Annotated in this window: 12 protein-coding genes and 1 pseudogene; 5 read left to right on the forward strand and 8 right to left on the reverse strand. The window is 71.2% G+C overall.

Features of this window, described 5'->3' with window-relative positions:
• The first annotated feature begins 494 nt into the window (after nt 1-494).
• The 4 genes from ACFY3J_RS38235 to tpg all read left to right on the forward strand — a co-directional run bounded on the left by ACFY3J_RS38235 (nt 495) and on the right by tpg (nt 4,845).
• Nucleotides 495-1,070 (forward strand): hypothetical protein, encoded by a 576-nt coding sequence (locus tag ACFY3J_RS38235; protein WP_390842838.1) that lies wholly within the window; start codon nt 495-497, stop codon nt 1,068-1,070.
• Between the two features lie 43 nt (nt 1,071-1,113).
• A complete protein-coding gene (locus ACFY3J_RS38240) occupies nt 1,114-3,801 on the forward strand; it encodes a Helicase associated domain protein (protein ID WP_390842839.1) in 2,688 nt (895 codons plus the stop codon).
• Between the two features lie 483 nt (nt 3,802-4,284).
• The gene (locus tag ACFY3J_RS38245) at nt 4,285-4,494 is read left to right on the forward strand and encodes a helix-turn-helix domain-containing protein (RefSeq protein WP_390842840.1); all 210 of its coding nucleotides are present in this window, start codon (nt 4,285-4,287) and stop codon (nt 4,492-4,494) included.
• 6 nt (nt 4,495-4,500) lie between these two features.
• Nucleotides 4,501-4,845, forward strand: a complete 345-nt coding sequence (tpg, locus tag ACFY3J_RS38250) for a telomere-protecting terminal protein Tpg (protein ID WP_390842843.1) — start codon at nt 4,501-4,503, stop codon at nt 4,843-4,845.
• A gap of 69 nt (nt 4,846-4,914) precedes the next feature.
• On the opposite strand, the gene ACFY3J_RS38255 is transcribed toward tpg, so the two are convergent.
• The 8 genes and pseudogenes from ACFY3J_RS38255 to ACFY3J_RS38290 form a co-directional block, all read right to left on the reverse strand.
• Nucleotides 4,915-5,238, reverse strand: a complete 324-nt coding sequence (locus tag ACFY3J_RS38255) for a hypothetical protein (RefSeq protein WP_384187901.1) — start codon at nt 5,236-5,238, stop codon at nt 4,915-4,917.
• Between the two features lie 232 nt (nt 5,239-5,470).
• A complete protein-coding gene (locus ACFY3J_RS38260) occupies nt 5,471-6,730 on the reverse strand; it encodes an RNA polymerase sigma factor (RefSeq protein ID WP_384187898.1) in 1,260 nt (419 codons plus the stop codon).
• 2 nt (nt 6,731-6,732) lie between these two features.
• Nucleotides 6,733-7,152: a YciI family protein gene (locus ACFY3J_RS38265; RefSeq protein ID WP_358862103.1), complete on the reverse strand. Its 420-nt coding sequence runs from the start codon at nt 7,150-7,152 to the stop codon at nt 6,733-6,735.
• A 32-nt stretch (nt 7,153-7,184) separates the two neighbouring features.
• Nucleotides 7,185-7,529: a DUF1801 domain-containing protein gene (locus ACFY3J_RS38270; protein WP_384187894.1), complete on the reverse strand. Its 345-nt coding sequence runs from the start codon at nt 7,527-7,529 to the stop codon at nt 7,185-7,187.
• Between the two features lie 50 nt (nt 7,530-7,579).
• Complete coding sequence (locus tag ACFY3J_RS38275; protein ID WP_384187891.1) at nt 7,580-8,128, reverse strand: dihydrofolate reductase family protein; 549 nt, start codon at nt 8,126-8,128, stop codon at nt 7,580-7,582.
• A 588-nt stretch (nt 8,129-8,716) separates the two neighbouring features.
• Nucleotides 8,717-9,776, reverse strand: a pseudogene (locus ACFY3J_RS38280) (integrase core domain-containing protein).
• A gap of 249 nt (nt 9,777-10,025) precedes the next feature.
• Entirely contained in the window at nt 10,026-12,551 is a 2,526-nt protein-coding gene (locus tag ACFY3J_RS38285; RefSeq protein ID WP_390842844.1) for an FtsX-like permease family protein, read from the reverse strand.
• Nucleotides 12,551-13,363, reverse strand: a complete 813-nt coding sequence (locus ACFY3J_RS38290; RefSeq protein WP_390842841.1) for an ABC transporter ATP-binding protein — start codon at nt 13,361-13,363, stop codon at nt 12,551-12,553. Before ACFY3J_RS38290 ends, ACFY3J_RS38285 begins: the two co-directional genes overlap by 1 nt.
• Nucleotides 13,364-13,476: 113 nt before the next feature.
• Between ACFY3J_RS38290 and ACFY3J_RS38295 the strand changes: the two genes are divergently transcribed.
• Complete coding sequence (locus ACFY3J_RS38295; RefSeq protein WP_390842842.1) at nt 13,477-14,460, forward strand: helix-turn-helix transcriptional regulator; 984 nt, start codon at nt 13,477-13,479, stop codon at nt 14,458-14,460.
• Nucleotides 14,461-14,569 lie beyond the last annotated feature (109 nt).

Genomic DNA, 14,569 nt, shown 5'->3' on the forward strand with positions numbered 1-14,569 from the left:
CCCGCGGAGCGGGTACCACATCGCTGCGCGATGTGCAAGCGAACGCCCGTGCTGCGCACGGTTGTTGCGCACCCGCTCCGCGGGTGCGAACCCCGTTGCTACGCAACGGGGTTGACGGCGGTCGCTGCGCTCCCGCCGGCCCGCTACGCGGGCCGGTCCTCTCCGCTGCGCTCCGGGGACTAGTTGGGGGCCGGCCGCTGCGCGCCCGGCGGGCCGCGCGGTGCGCGGCTGCGGCTGAGTGGGTGTCAGTGCGGCTAGTAGGGTCTCTGATATCGGAGTTGAGAGAGTGCTGAGCTTCCCGGGCGGGTCCGCTGCGCTCCCCCGCCTGACGGTCCTTCCGGCTGCGCCTCCAGAACCGTTGGGCCCGCTGACGCGGGCCGGGCTGGCTGCGAGGGGGTGGGGGGTCGTTCGTTTCGGGTTCTGGTGTAGTGGATGCATCAGGTTGATGCATCATGTACCGTTGGCGGAAACACGGGACACCCTCCAACCACCTGATGCGGGCCCTGCTGCTCGCGCTTCCGGAAAAGGGAAAACGCATGTGGAGTGCTCAGGACGTGGCGCGGGATCAGGTCCGGCGTCAGGCGAATGGCCTGGACGTCGCCGCCGTTGCGGAAAAGGTCGCGGAGGCCGCTGTCCGTGAGCGGGAGACCGCGGAGCAGTTGAGGGGAAACGGTTCCTTCTACGAGTTCGAGATGGACCGGGAGCGTTTGGCTGCCATCTGGCTGGCCAAACACGCTGAGTGGCAGCGCGTCAGGGACTTGATGATTGCAGCCGGTTGGAGCGTGTACGAGCCGGAACAGGACGCTCAAGGCTCGGTGTGGGCTCGCGAGCGTGAGGAACGGCTTGCTGGTGCTCTTGCGGCACAGGCCGCCTCCGGGGAACGGCAGGGGGAGGAAGCGGATGAACTGCGAGCGGAGGTCCGGCTGTCCGCCGCGCCCAGCCGGCTGATCCAGACGGTCGCCAGCCGGGCGGGGCTGCGCCCCTCTCAGGTCCTGGCCCAGCTTGCCGAACAAATCGTCGTGGCCGAGGACGGTACAGTGTCCGTCCCGCCCTTCACGCCGTCCTGGTGATTTCCGAAGCGAGTAGAAAAGAAGGCAGAGGAGGAGCGTGGGAATGCTGGGTATTCAGCTTCGGGAACACCAGGTAGCCCAGAAAGCAAGTTTCCGTAAGTGGGTAGGATTCCCCGCAAGATCATCTGTGCCCCCTCAGGGGGCACGGGGCACGATCGTGTCCGCGACCGGGTCAGGGAAGACGATCACTGCCGCCGCGTGCGCGCTGGAGTGCTTCCCAGGCGGCCGGATCCTCGTCACCGTCCCGACCCTGGATCTGCTCGCGCAGACCGCCCAGGCGTGGCGCCTGGTGGGCCACCGGGCCCCGATGGTCGCCGTGTGCTCGCTGGAGAACGACCCAGTGCTCAACTCGCTCGGGGTGCGCACCACCACCAACCCCATCCAGCTCGCCCTGTGGGCCGGGAAGGGACCGGTGGTCGTGTTCGCCACGTACGCCTCCCTGGTGGACCGCGAGGACATCGACGCACCGATGGGCCAACGGAAGGTTCGCGGGCCGCTGGAAGCCGCCCTAGCGGGCGGGGAACGGCTGTACGGACAGCAGATGAGCGGTTTTGACCTCGCGATCGTGGATGAGGCCCACGGCACGGCAGGTGATCTCGGTCGGCCGTGGGCAGTGATCCACGACAACACCCGCATCCCCGCCGACTTCCGGCTCTACCTCACCGCGACCCCGCGCATCCTCGCCGCGCCCCGGCCACAGAAGGGCACGGGCGGCCAGGAGCAGGAGATCGCGACCATGGGCCAGGACTCCGAGACCTACGGGCCCTGGCTGGCCGAACTCGGGCTGAGCGAGGCGATCGAACGGGGCATCCTCGCCGGATTCGAAATCGACGTACTCGAGATCCGCGACCCCTCACCCGTCCTCGGGGAGTCCGAGGAGGCGCAGCGGGGCCGGCGCCTGGCGCTGCTGCAGACCGCACTTTTGGAGCACGCCGCGGCGTACAACCTGCGCACAGTCATGACGTTCCACCAGAAGGTCGAGGAGGCCGACGCGTTCGCGGAGAAGCTGCCGCAGACGGCGGCGGAGCTGTACGCCGACGACGCCTCCGACGACGACCTGGCGGCCGCCGACCGGCTGCCGAAGTCGTCGATCGACGCGGAGTTCTACGAGCTGGAGGCCGGCCGACACGTACCCCCGGACCGCGTCTGGTCGGCGTGGCTGTGCGGCGACCACCTCGTCACCGAACGCCGCAAGGTCCTGCGCCAGTTCGCGAACGGCATCGATGCCGCGGGCCGGCGGGTCCACCGCGCGTTCCTCGCGAGCTGCCGCGTACTCGGGGAAGGCGTCGACATCACCGGCGAGCGGGGCGTGGAAGCCGTCTGCTTCGCCGACACCCGCGGCTCCCAGGTGGAAATCGTGCAGAACATCGGCCGGGCACTCCGGCTGAATCGTGACGGCACCACCAAGGTCGCACGCATCATCGTGCCGGTCTTCCTGGAGCCGGGTGAGGACCCGACCGACATGGTCACCTCCTCCTCGTATGCGGGACTGGTCGCTGTACTCCAGGGCCTGCGCTCGCATGATGAACGACTCGTGGAGCAGCTCGCCTCCCGCGCCCTCACCCGCGGCAAGCACGCGCGCAAGGTGCACGTCCGGCGCGATGAGGACGGGCGAATCATCGGGGCCGGCGGCGAGGGCGACGGCGAGGACCAGGAGCAGGACAACACCGACGCCGCCGCCAAGTCCGCACTGCTCCACTTCTCCTCCCCCCGGGACGCCGCCACCATCGCCGCCTTCCTGCGCACCCGCGTCTACCGACCCGAATCACTGGTCTGGCTGCAGGGCTACCAAGCCCTCATCCGGTGGCGAGCCGAGAATGGCATCACCGGCCTCTACGCCGTGCCCTACGACGTTGAGGTCGAAGTCGGCGTCACGAAGGACTTTCCCCTGGGGCGATGGGTGCACCAGCAGCGCAAGGCGCTGCGGGCCGGAGAGTTGGAGGAACGGCGCAAGGAACTGCTGGACGCCCCCGAGGCCGGGATGGTGTGGGAGCCCGGCGAGGAAGCCTGGGAAACCAAACTCGCAGCACTCCGGTCCTACCGGCGGGCCACCGGACACCTCGCCCCCCGACAAGACGCCGTATGGGACGACCCGGCCGACGGAGTGAAGCTGCCGATCGGGCAGCACATCGCCAACCTCCGCCGGAAAGGCCAGAAGAACGGCCTCGGCAAAGACCCAGAGCGCGCCGCGAAGCGCGCGGCACAGCTCACTGCGATCGACCCGGACTGGAACTGCCCCTGGCCACTCGACTGGCAACGCCGCCACCGCATCCTCGCCGACCTGGTCCACGCCGACGGCCACCTCCCCGACATCGCCCCCGGCGTCCTCATGGACGGCGACGACATCGGACGATGGCTCCAACGGCAACAGGAAGCGAGCACCTGGGCGCAGCTCATGCCCGAACAGCAAGAGCGGCTCTCCAAACTGGGGGTGAAGCCCACTGAGCGGCTCGCCCCAGCCGCCCCTGCGGCCAAGAGCGCCGGGAAGGGCCCGAGCAAGGCACAACAGGCCTTCCAACGCGGACTCGCGGCCCTCGCACAGTGGGTGGAACGGGAAGGCGCCCACCGGCCCGTACCACGCAGCCACAGCGAGGAAATCGTGGTCGGCGGCGAGACAGAGCCCGTGGCCGTCAAGCTCGGCGTATGGGTATCCAACACCAAGCAGCGGCGCGACAAACTCACGGCGGAGCAGCTGGATGCACTCACCCAGCTCGGCGTGGACTGGGCCTGATGCTCCGCCAGCTGGCCGGGCTGGGGAAGGTTGTTCTGCACCCGGAAGTTCCCAGCGGGCCGTATAGCGACTCCTTGACCGGCAGGTGTTCCGTGCGTACCTCGCCGACTGCTGGGTCGAGAGGGGACTATGGAGACTGAGCGGATGATCGAGCGCCGCCCGCTGAGCGCCGGCCCGCGCTACCACGCGGACCGCAGCCGAGCCTGGCCGACGCCGCCTGAGCCCCGGCGCCAGGAGGCCTTGCCCGCCGCCCGGTCGGCCCCGGTGGGCGGGTCGCTTTAGGAGTAGCCGCACGAGGCGTGCACGCCCCTGGGGCTCTCGTAGCCGATGTCGGCCGGTGCTGTCCCGAAGACGCCGGAACCAGCGGGCAGGGGCGGGCGGGTGTGGGAGACCTGATACCACGGGGCCGCGGGAAGCCGGCCCTGTCGGCAAGCCGCTTGGAGACCGGACGAGGGAGAGATCGCGCAGGGGCTGGAGCGTGCCTTGCGCACCCGCCCCGTCCCCTCAAGCACCGAGGCCCGCCTGCGGTTTCTGCTCGTAGCGCACCAGGGTTCCACCCGGAGGGTCGCCGCCGTGCTGGGGGTGTCGCAGCGCACCGTGCAACGGTGGGTGACGAAGAAGCCCGGAGCGCGGCGCCCGCCGGGCCCGCTGCAGGACCGGGCGATCGAGGAAGCGGTCCTGGCCCGATGGTAACCCCGGATACGGGCCCGCCGGCGTGCGCAGGCCGAAGCGGAAGGCTTCGTCTTCCACACCAGGGCGCGATTCGGGTTCGCCGCACCGGCAGGATCCTCGGACGATCCGCGGGTGCGGCGGATCACCCAGTACCTACCAGGAGAGGTCGCCCGCGAGCTGTTCGCCGCCCGAGACGCCGGCGCGGGCGAGCAGCAGCAGATGGTGGTCCTCGCCCGCGCGCTCGGGCACTCCTACTTCCGCGGCGGGGGCCGCCGCGCCCACGGCCTGCACATCGCCGTCATTGACGTCGAGTTCGCCGACTTCTCGATCGGATGGCCTCCCCTCCGATCGGGAATCGGCAAGGTGCGTTGAGCGGGCGCGTGTTCTCGGCTCCGGCTGGGGCGTCCGGGTGCGTGGGCACCCTCCACGACCGCCGTCACGCTAGACCGCCACGAGGTGTGCTGCCGTTATCTCGCTTCGGCGCATTCGTCGACGAAGGCGCAGAGCCGGCGAATCAGGCTCAGGTAGGTAGCGGGCGGTGGGCCGGGCACGGAAAGTGATCTTGCGGACGTCCTCATGCGGTTCGAGCCCGCGCAGGCAGATGTTGACGGCGAGCGTCTTTCCGAAGCCAGCGCCGCCGTGGATGCACATCATGGCGCGGGCAGCGACGCTATCGGTGATGTTCTCCCGGGCGGTGAGCAGGGCACGGGTGGTGACCACGGACGCATCGGGCAGGTCGACGTACTGGTAGGTGGCCGCGGTCACGAGGCGTTTCCACGGACCCACGTAGTCGCGCTTTTTGAAGCGGATGCCGCGGGTGGTCAGGGGTCGTCGCGTTCATCGCCGTGATGAGTGCCCTGACCATCCTCACTGTCGGGCTGGCCCGCGAGACCCGGCACACCTCCCGCCCGGACACGGCATCGAGGCGCCCGCGCGACCTCCAGAAAGCACACTGACCACCGGCGCCACGGCTCGGCAGGGGAGCGCCGCGGGGCTGTCAGCGGTCCGGCCGGCGCTCGGCGAGCGCTGTGGTCATGCGTTCGAGCAGCAGCCGGCGCTCATGCCGGGTGGGCGCGAGTTCGGCGGCGCGCTCGAGTTGTTCGGCCGCCTCGGCGTTCCGGCCGAGGCGGAGCAGGAGGTCGCCCCGGACCGCGCCGAGCAGGTGGTAGCGGGCCATCCGTCGGTCGTCCAGGAGCGAGTCGACCACCGCCAGCGCGGTCTCCGGTCCGTCGCTGTGGAGGAGGGCCACCGCCCGGTTCAGCTCGACCACGGGGGACGGCGCCAGTTGGGCGAGGGCGTCGTAGAGCGCGACGATGCCGGCCCAGTCGGTGTCGGCGAAGGTGACCGCCCGGGCGTGGTATCCGGCGATGGCGGCCTGGAGCGTGTAGGGACCGAGCGGGCGGCCCAGACCGGTCGCCTGGTCGAGTATGGCGAGACCGTGGGTGATGAGTGTCCGGTCCCAGCGCCGCCGGTCCTGGTGTTCGAGCAGCACCGGCGCGCCGTCCGCGTCGGTACGGGTGGGGAACCGCGAGGCCTGCAACTCCATGAGCGCGACCAGCCCGAAGACCTCGGGTTCGCGCGGCAGCAGTCCGGCGAGTACGCGTCCGAGCCGCATCGCCTCCCGCGCCAGGTCCCGTCGTACCCACTGGTCGCCGGAGGTGGCCGCGTACCCCTCGTTGAAGACGAGGTAGATGACTTCGAGCACCGCGCCGACCCGGGCCGGCAACTCCTCGGCCGGCGGGGGCTCGAAGGGAACGCGCGCTTCCGACAGCGTGCGCTTCGCCCGGGAGACACGCTGACCGAGCGTCGCGGAGGGCACGAGGAAGGCCCGGGCGATCTCGTCGGTGGTGAGCCCGGCGACCAGGCGCAGGGTGAGTGCCACCCGCGACTCGGGGGCGAGTACGGGATGGCAGGCGATGAAGACGAGGGTGAGCAGGTCGTCGGGGATCCGGTCGAGTGCCTGCTCGGCAGTGTCGGGGGCCCGGTCGTCCAGGTCGGCGGCCATGAGGGCCGCCTTGCGCCGGCCGGTCTCCTCCCGTCGGGCACGGTCGATCGCCTTGTGCCGGGCGGTGGACATGAGCCACGCGCCCGGCCGCGGCGGGACGCCGTCGGAGGGCCACTGTTCGAGGGCGGCCACGAACGCCTCGGAGGCGAGGTCCTCGGCCACCGCGACATCCCCGATCTGCCGGGCGAGCGTGGCGATGATCCGCGGCGACTCGATCCGCCACAGCGCCTCGATCGACCGGCGGACGTCCATGATCAGCCCTCGCCGCCCCGCTCCTGGAGCTGCCGGCTCTTTTCGAGGGTCGCGGGGTCGACGGTCTCGGCGAAGTCCGCCATGTCGAAGAACGGCCGGATCTCAAGCGTCTGCGTCGCACCGTACTGCGGGTCGAAGGGGCACCGCTTCGCCCATTCCACGGCCTCCGCGAGCGAGCTGACCTCCCAGATCCAGTAACCGGCGATGATCTCCTTCGACTCCGTGAACGGCCCGTCGACCACCGAGGTGCCGCCCGCCGTGAAGACCACCTGGGCCCCGGCCCCGCTGGGTTTCAGCCCCTCTCCGCCGAGCAGGATGCCGGCGTTGACGAGCAGTTCGTTGTAGGCCTGCATCTTCTCGAACATCTCCTGTGACGGCCGGCCCTTGCCTTCGTCGGCGCCGGTCCCCTTCGTCGTCACCATGACACGCACGATGTGGTTCCCTCCCCTGTCGGTCAGTGCACGCCGCAGGTCCGGCGCAGGACGTCGGCGATGAGGTCGTAGTCGACCTCGTCGTCCTCCCGGATGTCGACGGCCTTCCGGTCACCGTTGCCGAGCGGCCGAAGCAGCCCTGGCACGGCGTCGACGCCGGCCGCGTCGAACACCATGAACGAGACCTTGTCCTTCGCGACGTGGATCGCCGCCGCATGACCGCCGTCGCGAAGGAAGTGGGGCTTACCGTACTGGAAGGCCTCCTTGACGCCGGGGATCGTGCGGTGCGCCATCTGCCGCAGCCTCGTGCACACCTGTTTCTGCCAGGGTTTCGCCTTCTCGATGTAGTCCGTGACGTCGTCGTTCATGCTGTCCTCCTGGGTGGGCGCGGGTTCGGTCGCCGGTGCCGTCGCGTCCGTCACCGCGTGGTCGGGCGGTAGGTGAGGACTACCACGCCGGAGTCGAAGGTCACCGTGTCCGCCAGCTCGACCGGGCATGTGCTCGCCGGCCGGAAGAGCGGCCGGCCGTCGCCTTTGATCACCGGGTAGACCCAGATGCGGTACTCGTCGAGCAGTCCGGCCGCGGCGAGATCGTCGGTGAGCCGGCCGCTTCCCCAGACGAGGATGTCGGCGCCGTCCTGCTGCTTGAGCCTGTCGACCGTGCCGACCAGCTCGCCCCCGGGGATCACCGTCGCCGGTCCCCACGCGGCGGTGTCGACCGGCTCGGAGGCGACGACGTACTTGGGAATCGCGTTGACGTGGTCGGCGTACGGATTGCCGCCCATGTTCGGCCACGCCTGAGCCATGCCCTCGTAGGTGACGCGGCCCAGGAGCAGCGTGTCGGCGCCGAGGGTCAGCTCGAAGGCGTGCTTCTGCGCCGCCTCGTCGTTGTACTGGAGCGACCACTCGTGCGGGTCGTCGATGTAGCCGTCGAGCGTCGTGTAGGTGGAAGCGATGATCCTGCGCATAGGAGTCCTCCCTGATGAAGTGATCGGGCCCGGTGGCCCTGCCGCCAGGTCTTCGAACGGGAGGCCGCGTTTTCGACATCGGCGGGAGACAACGCGGCGGACGGGCCCTAGCCGGCGGACGTTTTCCATGCATTGATGGACGTGTAAGGGTTTTGTGCCCTCTGTCATCGGGCGACGGGCTCGACTGGTACGGGTTCCGGCGCGACGACGTCGGCAGACAGACATGGGCCGCTTGAGCACTGCGAACCGGGCGACACGGAGAAAGTCCGAGCTGGACGGACGCCTGTCCGTGCTGGCTGCCGTGTGCGAGGAGCTGGCGCACCGGGAGGCCGTGCCGTACGCGCTGGACCAGGCCGTCGCCGGGCTGCGCGGGCTCGCGGCCACGCTGCACGTCGCGGACGGGGGCCGGCTCCACCTCGTCGCGAGCCGGGGGCTGCCTCAGGACGCCCTGCGCACATGGGAGGGGCCGGACACGGGGGTATCCGGCAGCGGACCGGCACGCGCCATGACCCAGCGCGCGCTCGTCCGGCTGACCGTCGCGGCCGGCTGCCCCGGCCTTGTCCTTGCCGAATACCTTATCCATGCTGGTCAGGCCGCATGTCGGTACTGGTGGATGGTGCCGCCGAGTCGGGCCCGTCGTCGTGTGTCCAGGTGGGCGATCCGGTCTGGGTCCTCGATCGGGGCGGGCAGCGGGTGGAGGGGGCGGGCGTTCGCGAGGCCCTGGTGTGGCCGGTGCTCGTTGTGGAACGTCTCGAACTCGCATAGGGCGTGCAGGAGGTGGCGTCGGTCCCAGATCAACGTGCGGTCCAGCAGCTCCCGCCGGCAGGTCTGCACCCACCGCTCCATGATCGAGTTCATTCTCGGCATCCGGACGCCACTGAGCACCACCTGGATGCCCGCATCGTTCAGGACAGTGTCGAAGAGCTCGGGGAACTTGCCGTCCCGGTCCCGGATAAGGTAACGCGCCCGGCACCCGGCGTCCTCCAGGTCCATGACGAGATTCCTCGCGGCCTGGGCCACCCAGGCCGCGGTCGGATGCGCGGTGGCGCCCGGGACATGGATCCGGCGGTTGGCATGCTCGATCACGCGAACACGTACAACCGGGCCCCGGACAAGGTGACGGTCTCGAAGATGTCGCAGGCCAGCAGGGCACCGGCCTGGGTGCGCGGGAGGTCGGCCCAGGTACTGGAAGCTCGTCGGGGTGCCGGTTCGATGCCGGCCTCCTTCAAGATCTCCCATACCGTGGACGCGGCCACCTTCACCCCGAGCACGAGTAGTTCGCCATGCACCCTCCGGTAGCCCCAGTTGGGATTCTCCCTGGCCAGGCGCAGGACCAGCACGCGGATCGAGCGCACGGTGCGCGGCGGGCCGCCGCGCTTGGGCCGGGACCGGGCGGCGGGCCGGCGGGCCGGCGGGCGATCAGGTTGCGGTGCCAGCGCAGGACCGTGTCCGGCCGGACCAACAGTCGCATCCGGCGCAGCACCTCGCGGGGCACGCCGTGGAGCAGCGACGCCAGGAACGCCCGGTCGCCGGCGTCGAACCGGACCCGCTGCCCGTCCAGATGCCGCTCCAGGACGGCGATCTGATGACGCAGGGCCAGGATCTCGGCATCCTTCTCCCGGTCGCTCATCGACAGCAGTCGCAGCATCGCAAAGGCGTTCGTCATGCCCAGGTACGCCACCCGCTCCCCCGGGTGCTACTCGACGCGGGGCTGGCACAGCGGCGCCGGGCGGGGCGGTCGGTGCTCTACTACCGGACCGCCGCGGCCGACGTGCTCGTCCGGGCGCAGCACGGGCGGGGACCGGCGGCGGACGGCCGGAGCACAGAGCCGTCATAACGCTCCGGACCCGGAGCCGGACCTGGTGCGCGGACGGCCAGTCCGCCGCCGATCGCGCGCTCACTCCACCTCGGTCGGCGTCCCCGCCCCGCTTCGTTGCGCGGCACGGGCCGGCAGGGCCGTCGAGACGAAGGCCAGGAGCACGGCTGTCGCGATGACGGCAAGACACGGCACGAGTGGTGCGTACGGTGTCGCGGCGCCGGTCATGCCCAGGCTGTACGCGGTCAGGGTCGCGCAGGCCACCGCCGCTCCCAGAGCGATCGCGAGCAGGGTGACCGTCAGCGTCTCCCAGCGGAGCATCGCGCGCAGTTGGCGGCCGGTCGTGCCGATCATGCACAGGAGAGCGAGCTCGCGGCGCCGGGCGGACGTCGACATCACGAGGGTGTTGACCACGGCGATCGCGGTGAAGGCGATCACGAGTCCCATCGCGATGTAGTTGACCTGGGCCTGCGCGCCCTCCTGGGTGCGGCGTGCCGCTGCCACGGCGGTGCGGTCCAGGACGTGGACCGTGGGGAAGGGGCGCAGCGCGGTGGTGAGCGCCGACCGGCTCGGCGCCCCGGCCACCAGGACCGACGAGGAGAGCGGCCGGTCGACATGCGCCGCCACCAGCCGGTGCGGGAGCAGCAGATCGCCGAAGCCCAGCCCGCGTTCGTAGACGGCGGACACTTCGAGGTCCTTCTCGACCCCGTCGCCGAGCGTGACGGTGACGCGGTCGCCGACCCGCGCGTGCCGGGTACGGGCCGCCAGTTCGCTGAGCGCCACCGTTCCGTCGTCCATCGCGGCGAGCGTGCCCGCGGTGACCTCCGGGTCGAGGGTCCGGGCCAGACCCGGTGAACTCACGCCCTGGGCGGGGAACTTGTCCTGCCCGATCCGCACCGTGGTGCGGACGACCTCCGTCACCGTCGTCCCCGGCACCCGCTCGCGCACGGCCTGTGCGGCCACGGCCGGGACACCGGGCTCCGAGGCGGCGAGGACGTAGGAGGCGCGCGTGCCGGACGCGGCCTGCTCGCCCGCCGAGTGACTCGACGTCGTCTGCGTGAACAGGATCGTCGAGGCCATCGCCACGGCCAGGCTCAACGGGGTGACCACGGCCGCGACACGCCGGGCGCCGGCACGGGTGTTCCGTGCGGCGAGAAATCCGGAGGCCGGGGAGATCCGCTGTGCGATCCCGCCCGTCACCCAGGTCGCGGACCGGGCGAGCGACGGGCCGAGCAGCGCGATCGCCGTGGCCGCGACGATCACCGACAGGAACGTCACCGGGGTGGCCGCCGCGTCGGTCTTCAGCCCGGACAGGACCACGACCAGGACGACGTACCCGACGGCGGCCAGGACACCCGCGACGACCCGTCCGGCGTGCGGCCGCGCCGAGTCGAGCGCCGCCGCGGCGAGCCCCTCGGTAGGGCGCATCCGGGCCGGCCCGCGGGCGGACACCCGCGCCGCACCCCACGCGGCGAGCAGCGTCGCGAGGACCGCGGCGACGGGCGGGAACGCGCTCGCGGTGAGGTCCAGGGTGTCCGGCAGCGCCCCCACGGCCACGAACCGCCCGTGCATCCAGCGGGCCAGGAACAGCCCCGCGACCGCCCCGGGCGGCCCGGCCAGCAGCCCCACGACCAGTGCCTCGCGCCCCACCATGCGCCGCAGTTGGCGCGGCGTCGCGCCGACCGCCCGCAGCAGGGCCAGTTCCCGGGCCCGCTGCTGGATCGACAGCGCGAAGGTCCCGGCCACCACCAGCAGGGCGACGAGCAGCGACGTACCGCCCATCGCACCGCCCAGGCTGATCAGGCTGACCCGCGCCTTGCCGGCGTCGATGAACTCGACGGGCCCGCGGTCGTCCCCCGACCGCACCTCCAGCGAGGGCGTGCCGGACACCGCCTCGAGAGCCCGGGCGCGTACGTCGCTCACTGTGGCGCCGGGGACCGTGAGCAGGCCGAGCGCGGAGACCTGCCCCGGGTGTCCGGCCAGGCGCCGCGCCTGCTCCGTGCTGAAGAACAGCGTCGACTGGCGGGCCAGGGCGTCACGGCCGGCCGGTGCGGCGATGCCGACGACCTCGTACACGGAGGGTGCGCCGGTCGACTGCACGGTAACCTTCGCGCCGGTGCGCAGCCCGCTGCCGGCGTCGGCCACGATCTCGTCCGCCGCGGTCGGCGCCCGGCCGTCGCGCAGCGCGAACGGCGTGAGCCGCGCCGACTGCCAGGCGTGGCCCCACGACGCCCCCTGGGCGAGCGGGCCCTTGTCCGTCAACACGTGGGCGGGGAAGGTGAGTTCGGGGACGACCGCGTGTACACCGGGCACGGCCGCGAGCCTCTTGACCAGGGCGGGGTCCGCCTTCGCCCAGGCCCGCTCGGTCAGTGGCTTGGACTTCTCCTTGGTCTTGCCCTTCTTGTCCTTCGTCCAGTGCAGTTCCTGATCGGCCGTGACGAGCAAGGGAGTTCCCGCGTACCGCTCCGTGGGGATCGTCCCGCGCAGCCCCGTGTCCAGCAGGGTCCCGCACGCGGTGACGAGGGCGGCGGCGAGCAGCAGGGCCACGAAGGCGCCGGCGAAAGCGCCCTTGCGGGCCCGCAGCGTACTCAGCGCGAGAGTCAGCATCACGCCCACGCTCCCAGGCGGCTCATGCGGTCGGCGACCCGCTCCGGGGTCGGCGCGGCCATCCGGTCGACGATCCGCCCGTCCGCGAGGAACAGCACGGCGTCCGCGTACGAGGCGGCCATCGGGTCGTGCGTGACCATCACGACGGTCTGGCCGAGGTCGTCCACGGTCCGGCGCAGCAGCCCGATCACCTCCTTGGCGGTCATGGTGTCCAGCGCGCCGGTCGGCTCGTCGCCGAAGACGACCTCGGGCCGGGTGACCAGCGCGCGGGCGAGGGCCACCCGCTGCTGCTGGCCGCCGGAGAGTTCGGCGGGCCTGCGCCCGCCGCGTCCGGTGAGCCCCACTTGGTCGGTGATCCGTGCCAGCCAGTCCGGGTCGGCCCGGCGCCCGGCGAGGCGCAGCGGGAGGGTGATGTTCTGCTCGACCGTCAGCGACGGCATCAGGTTGTAGGCCTGGAAGACGAAGCCGACGCGGTCCCGGCGCATCCGGGTCAGCGCGGTCTCGTCGAGGGCCGTCAGCTCCTGGCCGCCGAGGGAGACGGTGCCGCCGCTGGGCCGGTCGAGGCCGGCGGCGCAGTGCAGGAAGGTCGACTTGCCGGAGCCGGAGGGCCCCATCACGGCGGTGAAACTCCCCCGGGGGATGGCGAGATCGAGGCCGCGCAGCGCGTGCACCGCGTTCTCGCCGCGTCCGTACACCTTGCTCACGGCGTCGAGCCGGACCGCGGGGGCGGGCTCCCCGGAGCGGGAGCCGTCCGAAAGGGCTGAGGATGCGGGCGCCGTCGTGCGGCCCGCCGAAGAGAAGATCCGGGGCATGTGTTCAGCCTGTTGTGCCGCTGATCACTGCGCTACGGTCAGAAAGGGCGGCCACTGTCACCATGCTGCCAACGGGCAGGCCAGGGGGACCGGCTCCGGGGGGAAATCAGAACATGAGCCTGACATCGGTCGGGGTGTCCGACGAACACCTGCGGCTCTACCGCTACTTCCTGCGCCATCCCGAGCGCGGGGCCGAGTCCGCCGGAGGCGCCCTCGGCTGGGACCGCGACACCGTCGACGAGGGGCTGGACGCGTTACAGGAGCGGAGCCTGATCCGGCTCTCCGAGCGGCACACGGTGCTGGTCTCCGATCCGGCGGTCGCCGTGGAGTGGCTGGTGGAACAGCGCCTGGGGGAACTCAAGTCCGCCACCGGCGAGGTGCTCGCCACCCGGGACGTGATCGCCACGCTCATCGACGACCACAAGCAGGGCGCGGCCCGCTCCCCGAGCGACGACATCGAACGGGTCGACGGGCCCGAGGCGATCCGCGAACGCCTCATCGACCTGGCCTTCTTCACCTTCCGCGAGCACATGTCGCTGCTCCCGTCGCCCTGGCGCCCCCGCAGCATCGACGAGGCCCGCGCCTCGGACCTGAGGATGCTCCGCCGCGGCATCCGCTGGCGTACGGTCGCCACGCCGAAAGCGCTCGCCGACCCCGCGACCCTGGCCTATCTGCGGGAACTGGAGACGCTGGGTGGGGAGGTGCGCCGCACCGAGCAGGCGATCCGGCGGCTGGCGATCTGGGACCGCGGCGTCGCGATGGTCCCCGTCGACCCGGACGACCACTACGAGTCGACGCTCGTCGTCCGCCAGCCGGGCGTGGTGGCCAACACCGTGGCCTGGTTCGAGCAGGTCTGGGACACCAGCCACGAGCTTCCCGCCGAGGACGACCTCGCGGTACGGGCACCGGTCCTGTCCGCTCTGGAGCACCGTGTCCTGGACGCGCTGACCCACGCGGACAAGGACGAGGCAGCGGCCCGCGAACTGGGCGTCTCCCTGAGGACGTTCCGCCGCTACGTGGCCGACATCATGCTGCGGCTCGGCGCTGCCAACCGCTTCCAGGCGGGGCTTCTCGCCAAGGAGCGGGGCTGGATCTGAGAAGAGGACTGCCGGACAGGGCCTAGTGTCCTGAGTTGTTAATTCGGTTCAGATATCCGGCGAGGCGTTCGAGGATCTCGTCTGCGGTCTTCGTCCAGACGAAGGGCTT

It is taken from the genome of Streptomyces sp. NPDC001231 (assembly GCF_042896885.1).
Taxonomy (GTDB): domain Bacteria; phylum Actinomycetota; class Actinomycetes; order Streptomycetales; family Streptomycetaceae; genus Streptomyces.

Bases quoted from the DNA above. Each gene is read 5' to 3' on its own strand.
- ACFY3J_RS38235 (WP_390842838.1), top strand. From the start codon at position 495: ATGCGGGCCCTGCTGCTCGCGCTTCCGGAAAAGGGAAAACGCATGTGG.
- ACFY3J_RS38240 (WP_390842839.1), top strand. From the start codon at position 1,114: ATGCTGGGTATTCAGCTTCGGGAACACCAGGTAGCCCAGAAAGCAAGT.
- ACFY3J_RS38260 (WP_384187898.1), bottom strand. From the start codon at position 6,730: ATGGACGTCCGCCGGTCGATCGAGGCGCTGTGGCGGATCGAGTCGCCG.
- ACFY3J_RS38265 (WP_358862103.1), bottom strand. From the start codon at position 7,152: ATGGTGACGACGAAGGGGACCGGCGCCGACGAAGGCAAGGGCCGGCCG.
- ACFY3J_RS38270 (WP_384187894.1), bottom strand. From the start codon at position 7,529: ATGAACGACGACGTCACGGACTACATCGAGAAGGCGAAACCCTGGCAG.
- ACFY3J_RS38275 (WP_384187891.1), bottom strand. From the start codon at position 8,128: ATGCGCAGGATCATCGCTTCCACCTACACGACGCTCGACGGCTACATC.
- ACFY3J_RS38285 (WP_390842844.1), bottom strand. From the start codon at position 12,551: ATGCTGACTCTCGCGCTGAGTACGCTGCGGGCCCGCAAGGGCGCTTTC.
- ACFY3J_RS38290 (WP_390842841.1), bottom strand. From the start codon at position 13,363: ATGCCCCGGATCTTCTCTTCGGCGGGCCGCACGACGGCGCCCGCATCC.
- ACFY3J_RS38295 (WP_390842842.1), top strand. From the start codon at position 13,477: ATGAGCCTGACATCGGTCGGGGTGTCCGACGAACACCTGCGGCTCTAC.